Raw genomic sequence first — 18,885 nt, 5'->3', positions numbered from 1 at the left:
TTCAGGAGGAGTACGCATGCGACGCCTTCCCAACTTCAGCTTCACCGGCACGGACGCCGCGCCGCGCACGCCCGCGCCGGTGGCACGACCGGCGGCCCCGGCGCCGCAGCCCCGTGACGAGATGTGGCGCTCGCGCCGCGTGTTGTCGGGGTCCGACTGGATGGACGCCTGGGTGCGCAAGCCCGCGCCGCGTTGAGGCCGCCATGCAGAAATCCGCTGAGCTGACGCAGTCCATACAACTGGTCACCGTGCGCGCAGGCTATCGTTAGACCTTCCACAACCGCGAGCCTTTCGATGCGCTTCGTCTTCATTGCCTCCCTGGCCCTGGCGGCCGCCACCACGGCCAACGCCGCGTCCTTCGCCTCGTCGGCCGCCGACGCGGGCTCCTCTGCCTCGGGCAGCGTGTCCGACTCGTTCAAGGCCTCCTCCGGCAGCAGCGGCGGCGACGAGAAGCGCGCTGAAGGCCGCTACCGCGTCACCGATGTGGCGCAGGCCGACGCCGGCAAGCTGCGCCTGACGCTGGCGCGTGATGGTGCCCAAGCGGTCGAGCTGACCGTGCCCGAACAAGCCATGGCTGCGCGCACCGTCAACGTCGGCGATGAACTGCAGGCGACCGCCCAGCCCTACGGCACGGCCTTTGCACATGCCGACACCGGCAAGGCCTTCTTCCTGGTTCTGGAAGATGCCTGGGCGCGCGAAATGAGCGCCCGCGTCGTCAAGCCTTGATTCGCGCCGCCTGCGCGGCGGCCCTCGCGTGGCTGGTGGGTGCCGCCCAGGCGGGTTCTCTGCCGCCGCAGGGCTGCGATCGCCACACCCCCATGACGGCCGAGCAGCAGCACCGGCTGCTGCGCTTTGCCGCCGTCGTGCGCGAGGCACTGGCCGCGTCAGGCACGCCGGCCGCGCTGATCGCGCGCTCAGGCACCGACCTGTCCCGCTTCGGGCTGCGTTACTCGCACGCAGCGGTCGCGCTGGCCGACGGGCTGGACACACCCTGGGCCGTGCGCCAGCTCTACTACGCCTGCGCCGAGCGGGCGCCGCGCCTGTTCGACCAGGGCCTGGCCGGCTTCATCAGTGGCGGCGACGCAGCCGACGTTGGCTACGTCAGCGTGCTGCTGCTGCCGCCCGAGGCCGCCGCGCCGCTGGCGGCCACCGCGCTGGACAAGCCGCTGGCGCTGGGCCTGCTCAATGCACGCTACAGCGCCAACGCCTATCCGTTCAGCACGCTGTACCAGAACTGCAATCAATGGGTGGCCGAGCTGTTGGCCGCGTCGGTGACCGGCGCGACCACCCGCGTGCAGGCGCAGGACTGGCTGCGCCGCGAAGGCTATGCGCCGGAGCCGGTGCACGCATCGCCGTGGCTCATGCTGGCCGGCCACTTCGTGCCGTGGCTGCATTTCGACGATCACCCGCCCGCGCAGCTCGAGACGGGTTCTGTGCAGACCAGCCTGCCCACCAGCCTGGAGGCCTTTGCGCAGCAGCGCTGGACGGGCACACGCCGGCTGGAGTTCTGCCACGGGCCGCAAGGCATTGTTCAGCGCGACTCGGGCGAGCCGCTGGAGGCCGGTTGCCAGCCCCGTGACGGCGACCGCGTCACGGCGCTGGACTGACCCTAGATCCGGCAGTTGACCGCTCGCTACGCATCGAAACGCTAGCCGCATGAACGCCTTGCGTCTCCGGCGACGTTCGCCACGTCGGTGAGCAGCGCTGCATGCCCGCTGGGCTGGCGCTTCGTGGCGCTGGCCGCGTTGCTTCTCCTCGTGGGCACGAGCCCACTTCGGCGTCACGCCTTGCCAGCGCCCCGCCTCGCCCGCCCCTCGGGCGTGCCCAACTGCCGGATCTAGACTGGCAGGCGTGCCGCGCCGGCCCTGATCAGCCGCGCGCCGGCACCTTCAGGCCGCGTTGCACGGCGGGCCGCGCCAGGAAGGCCTGCAGCACCCGGTCGACCTCCTTGAAGTCGCCCCAGCCGACCAGGTCACCGGCACCATAGAAGCCGATCAGGTTGTTGACCCACGGGAAGGTCGCGATGTCGGCCACGGTATACGTGTCGCCCAGGAGCCAGGCCTTGCCCTGCAGATGCCGATCCAGCACGCCCAGCAGCCGGCGCGACTCGGCCACATAGCGGTCGCGCGGGCGCTTGTCCTCGAAGTCCTTGCCGGCGAACTTGTGGAAGAAACCTAGCTGGCCGAACATGGGCCCGACACCGCCCATCTGGAACATCAGCCATTGCAGCGCCTCGTAGCGCTGCGCCGGGTCGGCCGGCAGCAACTGCCCGGTCTTGTCGGCCAGGTAGACGAGGATGGCGCCGCTCTCGAACAGCGCGAGTGGCCGCCCGCCCGGGCCGTTGGGGTCGAGGATGGCCGGGATCTTGTTGTTCGGGTTCAGCGACAGGAACGCCGGGCTGAGCTGGTCGTTGGTGGCGAAGTCCACCAGGTGTGGCTCATAGGGCAGGCCGATCTCCTCCAGCGCGATCGACACCTTCACGCCATTGGGCGTGGGCAGCGAATAGAGCTGCAGGCGGTCCGGGTGGCTGGCGGGCCATTTGGCCGTGATGGGAAAGGCGCTGAGGTCATGCATGCCGCGACTGTAGGCCGGCGCCGCGCCTGGCGCCGGGCGGGGGCTTTGCGTGCCGGGGGGCGACGTCGGGCGGCGTGAAAATCCGGGCATGACTTCCGCCGCTCCCGCCACACCCGATCCCGGCCGCCCCACGCGGCTCGCGCTCTATCTGCAACTGATCCGCTGGGATCGCCCCGCCGGCTGGCTTCTGCTGCTGTGGCCCACGCTGGCCGCGCTGTGGATTGCGGCGGACGGCTTCCCCGGCTGGCACCTGCTCGCGGTGTTCACGCTTGGCACGGTGCTGATGCGCTCGGCGGGCTGCTGCATCAACGACGTCGCTGACCGCGACTTCGACCGCCACGTGAAGCGCACCGCCGGGCGGCCGGTGACGACCGGGGCCGTGTCGGTGAAGGAAGCGCTGGTGCTGGGCGCCGCGCTGGCGTTGGTGTCGTTCGGGCTGGTGCTGACCACCAACCCGCCGGCCATCCTGTTGAGCTTCGCCGCGCTGGCCGTTGCCATCGTCTACCCCTTCGCCAAGCGCGTGCTGGCCATGCCGCAGGCGGTGCTGGGCGTGGCCTTCTCGTTCGGCATCCCGATGGCATTTGCCGCCGCACTGGGCGGCGTGGAATGGAACCTGCGCGCCGTGCCGCTGTCGGCCTGGGCGCTGTTGGTGGGCAACCTGTTCTGGGTGCTGGCCTATGACACCGAGTACGCCATGGTGGACCGTGACGACGACCTGCGCATCGGCGTGCGCTCGTCGGCCATCGCGCTGGGCCGCTGGGATGTGGCCGGCATCATGATCTTCTACGCCACCTACCTGGCGATCTGGGCGGGGTTGGGCCTGCGGCTGGGCCTGGGGCGCTGGTTCCTGGCCGGCATCGCCGTGGCGGCGGCGCAGGCGCTGTGGCACTACACGCTGATCCGTCACCGCCAGCGGGCCGAGTGCTTTCGCGCGTTCCGGGCCAACCATTGGCTGGGGCTGGCGGTTTTCGCTGGCACGGTCATCGACCTCAGCCTGAGATGATGTGAAAAATAACCGACAGTCCCTGCGGCACGCTTTCATCCCCCCCTGCTCACAGCGCTTACATTGCCTCGCGATTCAGCAGGAGTGAGAAAAATGATGATGACGATGCGCGGCGCCGCAATGTTGGTTGCTGCCTTGGGGCTGGCACTGAGCGGCTGCGGTGGCGGGGGTGGCAGCAGCGGCTCGCCGGTGTTGGGCACCGGCAGCAACGGCGACAGCGGCGCGCCGGTGTTTGGCAACCCCAGCACGCCGCCCACCAACTCGTCTTACGGTCCGGCCGGGCCGTCCTCCAGCTTCGCGCAGCAGTGCGCTCCCGGCAATACGCTGGCCACAGCCAACCTGCGCACGGCTTCGCTCACCGCCGAGAAGAAGTGGCTGCGGGCCTACTTCGACGAGTCCTATCTGTGGCGCGACCAGGTGCCCAGCGTGGACCCCAGCCTCGCAAGCTACAGCGGCAGCGACGCCTACGCTGCGATGGACAACTATTTCGAGGCGCTGAAGACGCCGACCACCACCGACACCGGCCAGCGGCGCGACCGCTTCAGCTTCACTTACCCGACGGCCGACTGGGTCGCGCTCAGCGGCAGCGGCATCGAGGCCGGCTATGGCATCGAGTGGAAGCTGGCGAGCACGACACCACCACGCCAGATTCGCGTCGCCTATGTGGAAGCCGGCAGCCCGGCTGAACGGGCCGGCATCATGCGCGGCGACCTGCTCGTCACGGCGGACGACACCAGTGCCGACACAACGACAAGCGCCGGCGTCGACACCTTGAACGCGGCGCTGTATCCGTCCCAGGCCAACGCCACGCACAGCTTCAGCTTCACGCGTGCTGGCGGCGACCCCATCGCGCTCAGCATGACCAGCGCCTCCGTCACACGCACGCCGGTGCCCATGGCCACGGTCGTCACGACGCCGCTGGGTACGAAGGCCGGCTACCTGCTCTTCAACGACCACAACGCGCCATCGGAAGCCCAACTCATCGCTGCGGTGAGCAACTTCAAAACGGAGGGCGTGAAGGAGCTGGTGCTGGACCTGCGCTACAACGGCGGCGGTTACCTCTACATCGCCAGCGAGCTGGCCACGATGATCGCCGGCACGACCGCCACCGCCGGCAAGACCTTCGAGACGCTGAAGTACAACGCCAAGCGCAGCGCCGAGAACGTGGCGACGCCGTTCTACACGACCTCGTGCATCCTCGTCGGCAACAACTGCACGCAGGAGCAGGCACTGCCGACGCTGAATCTTTCCCGTGTCTACGTGCTGGCGCAGTCAGGCACGTGTTCGGCCAGCGAGTCGGTCATCAACAGCCTTCGCGGCGTGGGCGTGGATGTCGTGCTCGTGGGCGGCAAGACTTGTGGCAAGCCCTACGGCTTCACCGCCAAGGACAACTGCGGCATCAGCTACTTCCCGATCGAGTTCGCTGGCGTCAATGCACAAGGCTTCGGTGACTATGCCGACGGCTTCGAGCCCACGGCCACGGGCACCGCCGGCACACGCTTCGTCAAGGGCTGCACGGTGGCCGACGACCTGAACCATGCGCTGGGCGACACCAACGAGTCCATGCTGGCAAGCGCGTTGGGCCATGCGGACCGCGGCAGCTGCCCCGTCGTGACCGGCTCCGGCACGACGGTGCATGCGCAAAGCGCGGCCAACGGCGAGGGCGGCGTGCCCTTGATACTCAAGCGCAACCCGGCGCGCAGCAACCGCATCTGGCTGCCGCGCTGAGCGCGCTCAGCCCTTCTTGTTGACGCCACCGGGAAAGCGTTCCCGGATGGCGTCCGTCCAGCGCAGCAGGCCCAGCGTCTCGCGGTGCGGCATGCGGAGGCTCTCGAGCAGGCCGGCGCGAATGCAGGCCTGCGCCTCGGCGATCTCGCCCTCGAAGCCGTTGATGGCGTGTGGCGCTTCGAAGCGCTCGATGGGCGCCTTGCGCGTGACGAGTTCGACGACCTCCGAGCCCCAGAAATCCACCGGAAAACGCAAGCCCGCCTGGGACCCGAGCACCTCGAACGCGTTCACCGACGACGCATCGAAGCCGCAGCGGAACTGCGATGTGACGCCGCCGGGGAAATGCAGCGTGGCGCTGACGGACGCGTCCACACCGGTCGGCGCGAGGCTGGCCGCGACATCGATGGACAGCGGCTCGGGGCACTCCCCGTCATGCATCTGCTGCAGCACCCAGCGCGTCACGGCGAGGTTGTAGATGCCGATGTCCCACAGCGAACCGCCCGCCAGTGCGGGGTTCCAGTTGCGGTGCTGCGGGTCGTAGCCTGACGAGAAGCAGAAGCTCGATTGCATCGCACGGAGTTCGCCGATGGCGCCGTCGCGCAGCAGCCGGCCTGCCACCTCATAGGCGGGCAGGAAGCGCGTCCACAGCGCCTCCATGAGGAACACCTCTTGGCGGCGTGCGAGCTCGACGAGCTCCTGACCCTCCTCCAGCGACGTGACCAGCGGCTTCTCGCACAGCACCGGCTTGCCCGCCAGCAGCGCCGCGCGCACGTAGTCGCCATGGTGGGAGTGCGGCGTCGCGATGTAGACGGCGTGGACTGCAGGGTCGTGCAACAGGTCTGGCAACGCTGTCGTCACGCGCGCGGCCCCGTCGTCGCGCTGCCAGCGCTCGGCAAAGACCTGACCCTTCGCGGCGTCGCGCGCGAAGACGGCGCCCAGACGCGCGCCCGGCACCGCCGGCAAGGCGCCCGCGAACCGGTTGGCAATGCCGCCTGGCCCGATGACGCCCCAGTTGAACGTGGTGGGTTTCGGGGTCATGGCTTGCTCATCGGTTGTGGTTGGGGGTGGAGATGCACCAGCCGGCCGCAGTCGCTGCCTGACGATCAGCACGACAAGCATGATGCGCATCGTGCTGGTCCCGCCGTTCGCGCGGGTGAAACGCTGTTCCGCCGTCCGCGGCGAATGCGGCGGCCCTAAACCTGCCAACGATGGACCGTCGGCCCGGTCGTGCAACGCTTGTGCGCGCCGTGGGGGCAGTCGTTGTCATTGACAGCGTTGGCAATGCCAGCGAACGTTGGGTCAGGGCGGCAATACGACACATGGAAAGCGGCCCGGCGTCATGCCGGGGCCGCCCCATTGTGTCTGCTGTCGTGCGCGGCGGAGGCCGCGCCGGCAGCGTCAGCGCTTGCCGAGCAGCGTGCCCATCTGCGCCTTCAGCACCAGCGCTTCCGCGCGTCGTGCCTTGGTCGCCGCGCGCTGGTAGGCCGCTTCGGCCTTTTCGCGCAAGGCGACGGCGCGCTCCAGGGCTTCCTGGTAGCGCTCCACCGTGTAGGTGTTCTCGGTGCCGATATACACACTGCGCGCCAGCGGCGTGTCGCCGAAGCGCGGCAGTGTCACTGCAAAGCTGCAGTCACGCACGCGGCTGCCGGCGCGCTGACGCACGATCGGACCGGAGATGCCGGATGGCAGGTCGCTCTGCTTCTTGCGGCTCGGCGTGCGGCGCAGCCGAGACGGCGCCGGCATCGTGGCGATGCGCTTGAGCAGTTCCTTGGTGGCTAGCGCCAGCGCTTTCCGGGCGCCGCTGCCATCTTGGCTGTGGTCCGAGAAAAGCTTGGTGCCACCGTAGCGCAGCTGCCAGCCGTGGGTTGAAAGATGGTCGATGCGCTGAATGCACTGAGGCACAAGAAAGCGCTCGCCGGTGAAGATCGCCACATCACGGGTCTTCATGTTTTGGCCCTACTCTTTTTGATGCCCGCCTTTGCCATGCGCGGCGGGTCACTAACGCCCCTCTGTAGCGGTAGTTTATGGGAGTTCTGGGTCCGCGTGCTAATTTATGACTTCGTGTGGGGATTTCCGACAAAGAAAGTCAGGCCGCAGACAGCTGAAAACGCGCCCGCAGATGGTGCGGCGTCAGCGCCGGCCGGGTCGCTGGCCTCGCAGCCCCGGCGCGAACAACTCCATCACACGCAGTTGTGCGCCGCAGCGATCGAAGACGGAATTGCGCGACCACAGCATCTGCGCAGGCATTGCTTCCCCGGTGGCGGCCAGCCACTGGCGTGCCGCATGACGCCGTGTGTGGCCGTGGCGCGCGAGTCGACGCGGCTTCAGTTCGCTGCGATGGATGCGGTAGTCGTCGTACAACAAATGGGCGAGTGGCCTGGAGCCTAGCCCTTTGATTGCCCGCCAGGGGCCGATGGTGGCACGTTGGTGGACTGCCGACCGCGCCCAGACCATCGGCGCGTCGTCCACACGAAGGATGACTTCACGCACCACGGTGAGCCCGCGCGGTGGCAGGCCCAGCGCCGCGCGTTCCAGCGCACGAAACGGCACCACGCGCTGACGCAACACTTGCACCGTGAAACGCTGTCCCAGGCGGGCGAGCCGGCGGCTCAGCGAGCCGGGGGCGCGCAACCAGTCGCGCAGGCTGTCCCGCGAAGCAATACCCATCAGAGACTCAACCGCCGAATTCCCTGCCCAGCTCCACCGCGCGGCGTTGCGCGGCGAGCACGGCGCGGCGGATGGCCGCGTCCACGCCGTCTGCCTGCAGGGCCGTGATGGCCGCGTGCGTCGTGCCGCCCTTGCTGGTGACGCGTTCGCGCAGCGTCGTCGGCGACTCCTGAGACCCCAGCCCCAGCGCCGCAGCACCACCACAGGTTGCCAGCGCCAGGCGCCGGCCCTGCTCGGCACTCAGGCCCATGTCGACCGCCGCCGCCATCATGGCTTCTACAAAGTAGAAGAAATAGGCCGGGCCTGAGCCTGACAGCGCAGTCACTGCGTCGAGGTCGTCCTCGCGGTCGACCCACAGCGTCTGCCCGGTCGGGGCCAGCAGGCGCTCGACGGCGGCGCGCTCGTCGGCCGACACCGCCGGTCGGGCGTACAGGCCGGCGATCCCCTTGCCGATCAGTGCCGGCGTGTTGGGCATGCTGCGCACGACGCGCTCGCTGCCGGTGAGCTTCACGAGCGACGCCGACGGGATGCCCGCCATCACCGACAGCTGCAGTGCGTCACCCAGCCAGGCCCGCAGCGGCTCGGCCGCTGCCGTGAACAGCTGCGGCTTGACCGCCCAGATGATGGTGCCGGCCCTTGCCAGCGACGCATCACCGCAGGCGAGGGCCTGGACGCCGAAGTCGGCGCGCAGCTTGTCGCGCTGGGGTTCGTGGGGCTCGACGACGATGACATCCGCCGCGCGCACCCGGCCTGCTCGCAGCAGGCCGCCGAGGATGGCGCCGGCCATGTTGCCGCCGCCGACGAAGGCCAGGACTTCCGCTGAGTTCATGGCATTGAGTCTAGAGCCTGTTCACCCGGTCGGTCGTCGAGCCGTGGTGCCGCAAGCCCTGCCCCCACCTCGGGACACAAAGCAGCGACATGGCGCGGGTAATCTCGCCGCCCATGCACCTGCATCGCTCCGCTCGTCGCACGCTCCTGCTCCTGTCCGCCCTGGCACTCGCCGCCTGTGCCGGCGGCCCGCCCGCGCCCAAGCCCTGGGCGGAGACCGCCGCCCGTGAGCTGCACCTGACGCTGGCCAGCTTCGACGCTGATGGCCGCCACGTGACCGTCACGCGCAGCGCAGTCGCACCGGCCACGACACCCGTGGTGGTCTACCTGCCAGGCCTGGGTCAGGGCAGCGACACCGGCCAGCGCTGGGCCACGGCCTGGGCGCAGGCCGGCTACACCGTGCTGACCGTGCAGCCACTGGACGCCGATGCCGCCGCCTGGCGCTCCGACCTGGCGCGCACCGGCGAGTTCCGCGAGCTGGGCCTGCTCCACTACGGCGCCACCCTGCGCGCCGACCGGCTGGCCGCGCTGCGCCGGCTGGTGCCGACGTTGCGAGCAGCGCAGCCGGCACTGGACTGGCGTCATGTTGCACTCGCTGGTTACGAGATCGGGGCCCAGACCGCGTTGGACGCGCGCGCCGATGACGGCTGGCAGGCGGTCATCGCCATCAGCCCGCCGGCCACGCCGGCACCCGCTCGCGGTGCGGCAACGCTGGTCATCACCAGCGACGTCGACAACGACCCGCTGGGTCTGCTGCGCAACCCCGCCGAGCGCCGCCAGGCCTTCGAGTCATTCGCGCCCGGCAGCGGCTGGCTGCTGAACCTGGGCGGTGTGGCTCACGCGGCGCTGGCCGGCACGCTGGCACCGGACGGCTGGCATGAGCAGGATCAGCACCACGGCCCGATGGGCGGTGGCATGGCGGGTGGTCGCGGCGGCGGTGGCAGCGGACAACAGGGACCGATGGGCGGCGGCGCCCGTGGCCCGCGCAGCGGCAGCGCCACCGAGGCCGCGCAGGCCGACCTGCGTGAAGGTCTGCAACTGAGTCGGGCCTTCCTGGACGCGCAGCTGCGCGGCACCGCGATGCCGAACCGCGACCAGCTCAGCGCACGCTGAGGTCAGGGCACGGCCAACGCCGAGTCAGTCATCCAGCCCCAGGAAGCCGCCGCTCTGGTGGGCCCAGAGCCGCGCATAGATGCCGTTCATCGCCAGCAGCTCGGCATGCGAGCCCTGCTCGACGATGCGGCCCGCGTCCATGACGATGAGCCGGTCCAGCGCTGCGATGGTGGACAGCCGATGGGCGATGGCCACCACGGTCTTGCCCTCCATCAGCGAATACAGCGACTGCTGGATGGCGGCCTCGACCTCGCTGTCCAGCGCGCTGGTCGCTTCGTCCAGCAACAGGATGGGGGCGTCCTTCAGCATCACGCGGGCGATGGCGATGCGCTGGCGCTGGCCGCCGGACAGCTTCACGCCGCGCTCGCCCACATGGGCCTCGAAACCGGTGCGGCCCTTGGGGTCGGACAGCGTCGCGATGAAGTCGTCGGCATGCGCCCGCTCGGCGGCGCGGCGCATGTCGTCGTCGCTCGCGTCCGGGCGGCCGTAGAGGATGTTGTCGGCCACCGAGCGGTGCAACAGCGAGGTGTCCTGCGTGACCATGCCGATGTGGCGGCGCAGCGAGTCCTGCGTCACGCGGGCGATGTCTTGCCCGTCGATGGTGATGCGGCCGCCGTTCTCGGGCAGGTCGTACAAACGCAGCAGCAGGTTGACCAGCGTGCTCTTGCCCGCGCCGCTGCGGCCGACGAGGCCGATCTTCTCGCCGGGCTTGATCGTCAGGTCCAGCCCGTCGACGACCACCTTGCCGTTCGGGTAGGCAAAGCGCAGCGACTCGAAGCGCACCTCGCCTCCTGCGCCGTCGCGGCGCACGGTCAGCTCGGTGGCGCCGCTCGCATCGGCAATCGCCTGCGGCTTGGACAGCGTGGCCAGGCCGTCCTGCACGGTGCCGATGTGCTCGAACAGCGAGGCCATTTCCCACATCACCCAGTGAGAAATGCCGTTGAGCCGCATGGCCATGGCCGTGGCGGCCGCCACGGCGCCCGCGCCCACGGCGGACTCGCTCCACAGCCACAGTGCCAGCAGCGCCGTGCTGCCCACCAGCAGCGCCGACAGCAGCGCGTTGACGATCTCGAAACCCGTCACCAACCGCATTTGCCCGTAGGCGGTGAGCATGAAGTCCTGCATCGCCGCCTTGGCGTAGCTCGCCTCGCGGCGGCCATGGGCGAACAGCTTCACCGTGGCGATGTTGGTGTAGGCATCGGTGATGCGGCCGGTCATCAGGCTGCGCGCGTCGGCCTGGGCCTGGGCGATCCGGCCCAGGCGCGGCACGAAGAAGCGCAGTGCCAGCAGGTACATGCCCAGCCACACGGCAAACGGCACCATCAGCCGCGCATCGAAGCTCGCGACGATGGCCACCATGGTGCCGAAGTACACGCCCACGTAGACCAGGATGTCCACGACGATGAGCCAGGTGTCGCGCACCGCCAGCGCCGTCTGCATGACCTTGGTGGCGATGCGGCCGGCGAACTCGTCGCCGAAGAAGGCCAGGCTTTGCGCCAGCATGCGGCGGTGGAAGATCCAGCGCAGCCGCATCGGGAAGTTGCCGAACACGCCCTGGTACTTGGTCAGCGCCTGGGCCGCCGTCAGCGCAACGCTGACGGCCAGCACGCCCAGCAGCATCAGCACGACGGGCTGCGGCCGGCTCCACAGCTCGGCTGGCTTCTGGCTCGACAGCCAGTCCACCAGCGACGCCATGAGACTGAACAGCCAGGCCTCCGCCGCCGCGATGCCGGCGGTGAACAGCATGACGACGAACAGATGGCGCCGCACGCCGTCGGCACAGCGCCACAGAAATGCGAAGAAGCTGCCCGGCGGCGCGCCTGCGGCGAGTTCTGGATAGGGGTCGACCAGGCGCTCGAAGCGCGACACCAGCGGTTGGAACAGCGAAGCCATGGCACTAGTGTCGCTTGGCGGTGCGCTTGCATCGTGACCAGTGACCTCCACGGGCGCGGCCCGAGGAGCAGCTGGTGATTGCGCGGCGCTGACACGTTTCATCAGCGCGTCGTTGTCACGCCGACACGCGAGGGCTTGCGCCGGGCTGAGGCCATCCATAGACTGCGCGCCTTTCGTTCTTCCACTGCTTGCCTCCCGGAGCTGATCGTGCACCGCAGCATCGCCGCCCTCTAAGCCGTCGACCGCTCTCCGTCTCATGCCCGCCATGAGCACGGCCGCTGCAGCCGTTCTCCGCGTCCTTCCCGCCCACGCCATGCCGGCGGCGGACGCCCAGCCCGCCAAGCACCGCGCACGCCACGTCGTCGGTTCGTTCCATCGAACCAGGAGACGACCATGTCTGCGCACATCGGGTCGACGCCATCCGTCGACTTCCCCATCCAAACTCCGGAGATCCTGAAGTACCCCAGGACTCCGCACCTCGAAGGCTCGCGCCTGCAACCCGGCGACGAAGGCCATGAGCAGGTCCGCCTGGCCACGCTGGCGGGGCGCCACGCCGTCATCGAAGAGAAGCTCGACGGCGCCAACGTCGGCATCTCGTTCACCAGCGGCGGCGACATGCTGCTGCAGTCGCGCGGCCACTACCTCGGCGGCGGCGGCCGCGAACGGCAGTTCGGCCCGTTCAAGCGTTGGGCCAGCGCGCACGAAGCCCGCTTGCTCGGGCTGCTCGAAGACCGCTATGTGATGTATGGCGAGTGGCTGTATGCCAAGCATTCGGTCAGCTACGACTGCCTGCCGCACTGGTTCTGCGAATTCGACATCTATGACCGCGTCGAGCGCCTGTTCCTCAGCACGCCCAGGCGGCAGGCCATGCTCGCCGGCTCGCCCATCGTCAGCGTGCCGGTGCTGCAGACAGGTGCGCTGCCGCGCGACGCCAAGGCGCTGCGCGCGCTGGTGAGGCCGTCGCTCGCGAAGAGCGCGCAGTGGCGCGACACCTTCGAGCAGGGCGTGCGGCAGCAGCAGCTCGACCTGGCACTGGCCTGGCGGCAGACGGACAAGTCGGACCTGTCCGAGGGGCTCTACATCAAGGTCGAAGACGAGCACCAGGTGCTGGGGCGCTACAAGTGGGTACGCCCGGACTTCGTCCAGACCATCCTCGACTCGGGCTCGCATCACAGCACGCGGCCCGTGATTCCCAACGGCCTGGCGCCAGCGGCCGATCTCTACGCGCCGCAGGCCACGGCGGGCTGGCCCGTGCCGCCAAACATGGCGCTGGTCGCCCCGAGCCGGAGAAGCACATGAACGACATCACCATCCGCGCGCTCTGCCCCGCTGGGGCCGGCGACGACTACGACTGGGCCGCCTGCTGCGAGGCCTTCCCACGCCTGCATGCGCTCGAAATCACGCCGCAGAGCCCGCGCTATCACGCCGAGGGCAACGTCGGCATTCACACCCGCATGGTGCTGGACGCGCTGCTCGGTTGCGACCACTTCCAGGCTGCTCGCGGCGCGCAGCGCGAGACGCTGTTCCTGGCCGCGCTGCTGCACGACCTGTGCAAGCCGGAGACCACGGTCATCGACCCGGTCACGGGCGATATCGGCCAACCCGGCCACTCACGCCGCGGAGCGGTGGACGTGCGCGCGTTGCTGTGGCGCGCGGGCGTGCCGTTCGAACTGCGCGAGGCGGTCTGTCGCATCATCGCCGTGCACCAGGTGCCGTTCTTCGCCTTCGACTCCCGTCGCGGCGAATCGCCCGAGTTCATCGCACGGCGGCTGTCGTGGAGCCTGCACCTGCCGGACCTGATGTGTGTGGCGCGCGCCGACATGCGGGGGCGCCTCTGTGCCGACCAGCAGGCGCGGCTCGACGATCTCGCACTGTTCGAGCAACTGGCCCGCGAGGATGGCTGCTGGGGCACGCCGCGGGTGGCTGCGTCCGCCCACACGCGGCTGATGTATGCGCGAGGTGCCGCCGTGCACCTGGACACGCCGTTGTTCCAGGCGCCGGGGTCCCAGGTCACGGTGCTCTGCGGCCTGCCCGCGTCAGGCAAGGACAGCTGGGTGGCTCGCCATGCAAGCGACGTGGAGGTCGTGTCGTTCGACGATGCGAAGGCGGAGCTGGGCCTCAAGCATGGCGAGAACGATGGCCTGGCGGCCCATCGGGCGGTGGACAAGGCGAAGGCGCTGCTGCGCCGGCGCGAGCCCTTCGTCTGGAATGCGACGCACCTGAGCGAGCAGATGCGCGGCAAGACGCTGGACCTGCTCTACGCCTACGACGCCCAGGTGCGCCTGGTCTATCTCGAGGTGCCGAGCGACACGCTGTTCCGGCGCAACGCCCGCCGCGACACCACGTTGCGGCAGCAGGACCTGGCGCGCATGCTGCACCGCTGGGAAGTGCCGCTGCCCTGGGAGGCCCATGAGGTGTCTTATCAGGTGGCCTCGGGCCGCCCGGGTGATTGACCGGGGCATCGCACCCCTGGTTTCGTCAAGGGCGCGCGGCGGCGCTCGATGTTCAGGGCGCCACGGCGCTGGCGGGCGACGCCGCTGCGGCCGGTTGCGGCACCACGACGCCCGGCGACAACGAGATCTCGTCCACCACGGTCACGCCGGTGACGAAGTGGCGCGTCTCGCCGAAGCAGGAGCTTGGCAGGCCCACCTTCTCTTCGTAATGCAGGTTCACGCGCTTGCCCATGACCTTGTAGATGGCTGCGGCGGTGGCCTCGTCGTGCACGGTGAACTGGAACTTCTCGACCGTGGCCGTGCCCGGCAGCGACACCAGCGCCTGCTCGCCCTCCCAGGTCTTGCAGATCCAGCCCTTGCGCGACAGCTTCTGCACCCAGCCGGCCCGCTCGCCCTCCGAATAACTCCAATGCCAGGCGAACACGAACCAGGCCGCGACGAGCAGCAGCAGGGCGACGATGGACAGGGCGAACTTCAGACGCATGGCAGAAGGCGGAGTCGAGGCGCGGCGATTGTGCGTCAGCCGCGGGTCATTTCACCGCACGACCGAAGCGCTCGGCCGACCGCTCGCGCGCCCTGGCCGCCTCGACCTCGCGGTTCCTGGGTTCGGCCGTGGTCGTCAGCGCCGCGATCAGCGCGCGAGCCTCGTCGGCGATGGCGGCCACCGCCTGGTCGAACGCCGCTGCATTGGCCTTGGACGGCACGTTGAACCCGCTCAACTTGCGCACGAACTGCAGTGCCGCGTCGCGGATCTCCACCTCGGTGGCCGGCGGCTCGAAGTTGAACAGGGTGCGGATGTTGCGGCACATGGTGGCAGCCCGTGGGGTGAATCGGCACATGCTAACGAACCATCGCCAGGGCCTATCGTGACGGCCCATGAAACACCTGCTGGCTTCAGTTCTGCTGCTGCTGTCGTCGTCGCTGGCTGTAGCGGCCGGTGCGCCCGACGACAGCCCCGAGGCACTGATGCGCGAGGCTTTCACAGGCTGGTTGCCGGGGCGGGCCACGACGATCACGGCGCCCGGGCCTGATGGCTCGCCGCAGCAGGTGAGCGTGGTGCCCCAACTGGTGCTGGCGCTGGATGCCAGCCATCGCGCACTGGTTGTCAGCGGGGTGCGGGTTCTCGAAGGTGGTCAGCGCATCGAGAGCCACAGCGCGCCGGCCAACCTGGGCGTCTACGTCTTCACGCAGCGTGACGGTCGCTGGGTCGCGTCGCACGCCACACCGTCGGCCGGCTGGACCGGCTTCTTCGGCAAGCCGGGGCGGATGCATCGCGTGGAACTGGGCAACGGTCGCGTCGGGCTGGGCGTCGAGAACGACGAATGCTGGCAAGGTTTCTGCGGTGAGTGGCTGACGTTGTTCGATGTCACGAACGATGGCACCCGGCAGATCCTGCACCTGATGACCGGCTCGAGCTCCGTGAACGCCCCCCCGGAATGCGGCGCCTGGCTGCAGGGAACGCGGCCCACCCCGCCAGCGGGGCACGATGCCAAGCTCTGCTTCGACATCAGCGGCCGCTGGCAGCTCGCCACGGCACCGGGCCGCGACGAGGCCGACCTCATCGTTCACTTCGAAGGGCGCGATGGCGTCGTCGATGCCCGCAGCGGCGCCGCCCGGGTCAACAAGGTTCGAGAGACGCTGGTGCTGCGCCGCCAGGGTGAGCGCTACGAACCCCTGCGCGGCCGCAACCCGACGCACAAGATCTAGCCCGGATATTTCGCGAGGCCGGCCCGCGCCGACCTGCAACACCGATGAACACGACGATCTCGCCGTTCAACGTGATATCCACTTTGGCTTCACGGGCCTACGCGGGCTTGCGCGGCGCCAGGCTTGTGGCCTGCACCTCAAGGCCTCGCCAATGCCTACGGGCATTGGCTGCGGCCGTCTCGGCGCATCCCCCGGCGCCTGGCATCCACGCAATTCCCGCGTACTTCGCGAAATATCCGGGCTAGCCTGGCATCCTGTTCACAGGCACTACGCGCCCACCTCCGGATGCCGCTCTCGCCACGCCCGCAGCGCGCGGCGGTACTCGTCCATCGCCAGGTCGTGCAGGTCGAAGATGCAGGGATCGCAGCCGTTGCCGCAGCAGGCGTCGAAGTCCGGCTGCGGGGGCGGCTGGGGCATGGGGTCAGCGTCGGGCAGGGTGGGATCGGCGGTCATCGCGGCCAATTGTCTGGCGGGCTCGCCGTTCGCCGTGCTGCTGGCCAGCGCCCTCGTTGTGGCCACCGCAGGCGGGGCCTGAGCGCGCTGGCCCGAGGGCGGCGGCAGCCTCAGCCGCGCCGGGCGTGTTCCGCAGACTTGATCGCCGCGATGCGCTTGTGGATGGCGCGCAGTTCCTGCAGCGGGGCGGAGCTGGCCTGGTCTTCGGCGGGCAGGCGCTCGGCCCAGGCCAGCAGCAACTCGGTGATGGTGCCCAGCTGATCGCCGTAGCTGGCGACATCGAAAGCCTGGCGCTCTATGCGCGCATCGCCCGCCTGGGGCTTGATGGCGTTGAAGAACCAGTCCACGCGCGGCTCGATGTCCTGCGTCACGTCGCCACTGAAGGGCAGGCGCACTTGCGGCGCCCAGAGCCAGAACCACGGGAACATGTCGCTCTCCCTGTGCGCCCGACCGCAGGCGCGTCGGCGCATGGTGGCCCAGGTGCGAGGAGCCCACAAGCTCGCCTTTGAGGATGGATGCGTTGATCGCTACAGCGCTCTCGAGAGAAGCCCACGGCCGACGCCTTCGCAGGCTCTGGCGCAAACGGTGCGCTCCGTCCGGCGGGGGTCTGTGACGTTTCAAGGTTAGCGGAGCATGACAATCCCTGCATGCCCCGCTTCATGCTCGACCGAGAGTTGCTGTCGCCGCCTGGATATGCCGAGCGCGGCTGCGTGCTCGTCCGCTACCGCCTGCCGGGGCTGCGGCACTGTTTCGTGCTCTGCCAGGAGGAGGCCTCTGCAACGCCGCATTGCGACCTGCTGCTCTTCTTCCTCGCCGAAGCGGAGCGGCTGGCGGCGGACGTGCTGGGCGACCCACAGGCCTTCATGTTGATTCACAGCGGCAGCGCCATCCGCAAGCGCGCGAACTGGCACCTTCATGTGTTTGTGGTGCGGCACCGATGGCAGAAAGCATGGGTCTACACCGTGCTCGGTGCCAAGAACCTGGTGCTGGCGGCGCTTAGCAGTGTCACTGCCCAGCGGCGGCGGGTCGAAGCACGGCCCCGTGGCGGCGCCGTCGAGTAACGCGACATGCCCAGCCGCCATGAGCGTCGGCGCGCCACCGCCGAAGAACAGGATTTTCTGCAGGCTGCGCTCCGCACTGCGCCGACATCTTGGCGGCGTTGGCGGCTGGGAGTCGAAAACGCCGTCGTCCTGTGGGCCGGCAGCCTGCTCGGTTGCGTGCTCGCCTGGTGGGGTATTGCCTGGTTGGTCCATCGGGCGTTTGACCTCGATGTCGGCATGCACGGCGCGGCAGCAGCCTGGATCCTGAGCATCGCGGTGCCGGCATGCGCGTTGTTGGCCATGTTGAGCAGCTGGCGATGGGTGCAGCGGTGGCCTGACTTTCGGCCATCGCTGGCCGCCGATCTCGCCGCGTGCGAGGTGGTCGCGGAGCATTACGAGTTCGATGCCGTCAAATGCTTCCAGGAACCGGAGCACGGCGGGCGTCTCTACTTCTTTCGCACGTTGGAAGGTGACGTGCTCGTGCTCGATGACATCAGCAGCCGAGCGCCTGGCCGCACGACACCTGCTTGCTCGGTGAATCAACCTTCGCCACGATCGAAGTTGGTCCTCGTGCGTGCACCGCGCAGTGGCTGGATCATCAGCCAGGCGTGTGATGGCGAAGTGTTGGACGTGGGAGAACCGGTTGAGCTCGCGGTGGCGCCCGAATATTGGCCGGCCGCCGAGGCGCTTTGCGGCATTCCATGGGACGAACTGGAAAGCAGGCTGGGCCAGCGGGATCACTGAAGAAGAGCGCCGCACAATCGGCCCATGACCATCGCCCACCGCCTGACCTCTGAAATCATCCGCACCGAAGCGCAGTTGCGGGCGCTGCTCGGTGAGCCGGCGCCGTTGACGCGCGCCAAGATCAGCGACCGGCTCAACGCAGCCACGCGGTTGTTCGTCGAGCGATCGCCGCTGGTGTGCCTGGCCACCAGCGACGCCGATGGCCGCTGCGACGTCAGCCCGCGGGGGGACCCGGCCGGCTTTGTGCGCATCCTCGACGAGCGCACGCTGCTGATGCCCGAGCGGCCCGGCAACCGGCTGATGGATTCGCTGCGCAACCTGCTGGCCAACCCGCAGCTGGGCCTGCTGTTCATCGTGCCCGGCGTGACCGACACCTTCCGCGTCAACGGCCGGGCCGTGATCACGACGGATGCCGCGCTGCTGGCGCCGTGCGCGCTTGAAGGCCGCACGCCCAAGCTGGGCCTGCTCATCGACGTCGAAGAGGCCTACACGCAGTGCTCCAAGGCCTTGCTGCGCTCGCAGTTCTGGGACGCGGCGCGCTTCATTGACCCCGCCAGCATGCCCACCGGCGGTGAGGTGCACCGCGCCATCCAGGGCGAGGCTTTCGACGCGGCGCGCTACGACAGCGAGCGCGCCGAGCGCTACCGGCGGCGCGAGGGCTTCTACTGACGCGTCGGCGCGC

Annotated in this window: 22 protein-coding genes; 12 read left to right on the top strand and 10 right to left on the bottom strand. The window is 69.1% G+C overall.

Annotation, left to right across the window (positions count from 1 at the left end; genetic code table 11):
* Positions 1-16 precede the first annotated feature (16 nt).
* The 3 genes from ACG00X_RS11235 (at position 17) to ACG00X_RS11225 (ending at position 1,607) form a co-directional block, all read left to right on the top strand.
* Positions 17-196, top strand: a complete 180-nt coding sequence (locus ACG00X_RS11235; protein ID WP_394488267.1) for a hypothetical protein — start codon at positions 17-19, stop codon at positions 194-196.
* 98 nt (positions 197-294) lie between these two features.
* Entirely contained in the window at positions 295-726 is a 432-nt protein-coding gene (locus ACG00X_RS11230) for a hypothetical protein (RefSeq protein ID WP_394488266.1), read from the top strand.
* Positions 723-1,607, top strand: a complete 885-nt coding sequence (locus tag ACG00X_RS11225) for a DUF2145 domain-containing protein (RefSeq protein WP_394488265.1) — start codon at positions 723-725, stop codon at positions 1,605-1,607. The genes ACG00X_RS11230 and ACG00X_RS11225 overlap by 4 nt, the downstream gene beginning before the upstream one ends.
* A 262-nt stretch (positions 1,608-1,869) precedes the next feature.
* On the opposite strand, the gene ACG00X_RS11220 is transcribed toward ACG00X_RS11225, so the two are convergent.
* On the bottom strand, positions 1,870-2,574 hold the full coding sequence (locus tag ACG00X_RS11220) for a glutathione S-transferase N-terminal domain-containing protein (RefSeq protein WP_394488264.1): 705 nt from the start codon (positions 2,572-2,574) through the stop codon (positions 1,870-1,872).
* 88 nt (positions 2,575-2,662) lie between these two features.
* Here ACG00X_RS11220 and ubiA point away from each other — a divergent pair, with 88 nt between their 5' ends.
* On the top strand, positions 2,663-3,577 hold the full coding sequence (gene ubiA / locus ACG00X_RS11215) for a 4-hydroxybenzoate octaprenyltransferase (RefSeq protein WP_394488263.1): 915 nt from the start codon (positions 2,663-2,665) through the stop codon (positions 3,575-3,577).
* A 93-nt stretch (positions 3,578-3,670) separates the two neighbouring features.
* Entirely contained in the window at positions 3,671-5,305 is a 1,635-nt protein-coding gene (locus tag ACG00X_RS11210) for a S41 family peptidase (protein WP_394488262.1), read from the top strand.
* A gap of 6 nt (positions 5,306-5,311) precedes the next feature.
* On the opposite strand, the gene ACG00X_RS11205 is transcribed toward ACG00X_RS11210, so the two are convergent.
* The 4 genes from ACG00X_RS11205 to proC form a co-directional block, all read right to left on the bottom strand.
* Positions 5,312-6,343, bottom strand: coding sequence for a Gfo/Idh/MocA family protein (locus tag ACG00X_RS11205; RefSeq protein ID WP_394488261.1), 1,032 nt, complete (start codon positions 6,341-6,343; stop codon positions 5,312-5,314).
* Between the two features lie 360 nt (positions 6,344-6,703).
* Positions 6,704-7,252, bottom strand: coding sequence for a hypothetical protein (locus ACG00X_RS11200; protein ID WP_394488260.1), 549 nt, complete (start codon positions 7,250-7,252; stop codon positions 6,704-6,706).
* A 183-nt stretch (positions 7,253-7,435) separates the two neighbouring features.
* Positions 7,436-7,972: a chorismate--pyruvate lyase family protein gene (locus ACG00X_RS11195; RefSeq protein WP_394488259.1), complete on the bottom strand. Its 537-nt coding sequence runs from the start codon at positions 7,970-7,972 to the stop codon at positions 7,436-7,438.
* A 7-nt stretch (positions 7,973-7,979) separates the two neighbouring features.
* A complete protein-coding gene (gene proC, locus ACG00X_RS11190) occupies positions 7,980-8,801 on the bottom strand; it encodes a pyrroline-5-carboxylate reductase (protein WP_394488258.1) in 822 nt (273 codons plus the stop codon).
* A gap of 89 nt (positions 8,802-8,890) precedes the next feature.
* On the opposite strand from proC, the gene ACG00X_RS11185 reads away from it, so the two are divergent.
* Positions 8,891-9,913, top strand: coding sequence for an alpha/beta hydrolase (locus ACG00X_RS11185; RefSeq protein ID WP_394488257.1), 1,023 nt, complete (start codon positions 8,891-8,893; stop codon positions 9,911-9,913).
* A 24-nt stretch (positions 9,914-9,937) separates the two neighbouring features.
* Here the strand turns inward: ACG00X_RS11185 and ACG00X_RS11180 are convergent, their stop codons facing one another.
* Positions 9,938-11,785, bottom strand: coding sequence for an ABC transporter ATP-binding protein (locus ACG00X_RS11180; protein WP_394488351.1), 1,848 nt, complete (start codon positions 11,783-11,785; stop codon positions 9,938-9,940).
* 414 nt (positions 11,786-12,199) lie between these two features.
* On the opposite strand from ACG00X_RS11180, the gene ACG00X_RS11175 reads away from it, so the two are divergent.
* Positions 12,200-13,105, top strand: coding sequence for an RNA ligase family protein (locus tag ACG00X_RS11175; protein ID WP_394488256.1), 906 nt, complete (start codon positions 12,200-12,202; stop codon positions 13,103-13,105).
* Complete coding sequence (locus ACG00X_RS11170) at positions 13,102-14,259, top strand: AAA family ATPase (protein WP_394488255.1); 1,158 nt, start codon at positions 13,102-13,104, stop codon at positions 14,257-14,259. The genes ACG00X_RS11175 and ACG00X_RS11170 overlap by 4 nt, the downstream gene beginning before the upstream one ends.
* A gap of 52 nt (positions 14,260-14,311) precedes the next feature.
* Here ACG00X_RS11170 and ACG00X_RS11165 read toward each other — a convergent pair whose 3' ends face one another.
* Entirely contained in the window at positions 14,312-14,743 is a 432-nt protein-coding gene (locus tag ACG00X_RS11165; protein ID WP_394488254.1) for a hypothetical protein, read from the bottom strand.
* A 46-nt stretch (positions 14,744-14,789) separates the two neighbouring features.
* Positions 14,790-15,068: a DUF2277 domain-containing protein gene (locus tag ACG00X_RS11160; protein WP_394488253.1), complete on the bottom strand. Its 279-nt coding sequence runs from the start codon at positions 15,066-15,068 to the stop codon at positions 14,790-14,792.
* Positions 15,069-15,135: 67 nt separating this feature from the next.
* Here ACG00X_RS11160 and ACG00X_RS11155 point away from each other — a divergent pair, with 67 nt between their 5' ends.
* On the top strand, positions 15,136-15,966 hold the full coding sequence (locus tag ACG00X_RS11155) for a hypothetical protein (RefSeq protein WP_394488252.1): 831 nt from the start codon (positions 15,136-15,138) through the stop codon (positions 15,964-15,966).
* A gap of 267 nt (positions 15,967-16,233) precedes the next feature.
* Here the strand turns inward: ACG00X_RS11155 and ACG00X_RS11150 are convergent, their stop codons facing one another.
* Together ACG00X_RS11150 and ACG00X_RS11145 are read right to left on the bottom strand one after the other, a co-directional pair.
* Positions 16,234-16,419, bottom strand: a complete 186-nt coding sequence (locus ACG00X_RS11150; RefSeq protein WP_394488251.1) for an oxidoreductase-like domain-containing protein — start codon at positions 16,417-16,419, stop codon at positions 16,234-16,236.
* Between the two features lie 110 nt (positions 16,420-16,529).
* The gene (locus ACG00X_RS11145; RefSeq protein ID WP_394488250.1) at positions 16,530-16,847 is read right to left on the bottom strand and encodes a hypothetical protein; all 318 of its coding nucleotides are present in this window, start codon (positions 16,845-16,847) and stop codon (positions 16,530-16,532) included.
* Between the two features lie 219 nt (positions 16,848-17,066).
* Here ACG00X_RS11145 and ACG00X_RS11140 point away from each other — a divergent pair, with 219 nt between their 5' ends.
* The 3 genes from ACG00X_RS11140 to ACG00X_RS11130 are packed head-to-tail and all read left to right on the top strand — an operon-like array spanning position 17,067 to position 18,872.
* Positions 17,067-17,480, top strand: a complete 414-nt coding sequence (locus ACG00X_RS11140) for a hypothetical protein (RefSeq protein WP_394488249.1) — start codon at positions 17,067-17,069, stop codon at positions 17,478-17,480.
* A 6-nt stretch (positions 17,481-17,486) separates the two neighbouring features.
* Entirely contained in the window at positions 17,487-18,203 is a 717-nt protein-coding gene (locus ACG00X_RS11135) for a hypothetical protein (RefSeq protein ID WP_394488248.1), read from the top strand.
* Between the two features lie 24 nt (positions 18,204-18,227).
* Complete coding sequence (locus tag ACG00X_RS11130; protein WP_394488247.1) at positions 18,228-18,872, top strand: MSMEG_1061 family FMN-dependent PPOX-type flavoprotein; 645 nt, start codon at positions 18,228-18,230, stop codon at positions 18,870-18,872.
* Positions 18,873-18,885 lie beyond the last annotated feature (13 nt).

It is taken from the genome of Pelomonas nitida (assembly GCF_043555975.1).
Lineage (GTDB): Bacteria > Pseudomonadota > Gammaproteobacteria > Burkholderiales > Burkholderiaceae_C > Pelomonas > Pelomonas nitida.
This window is presented reverse-complemented; position numbering and strand designations above follow the sequence as displayed.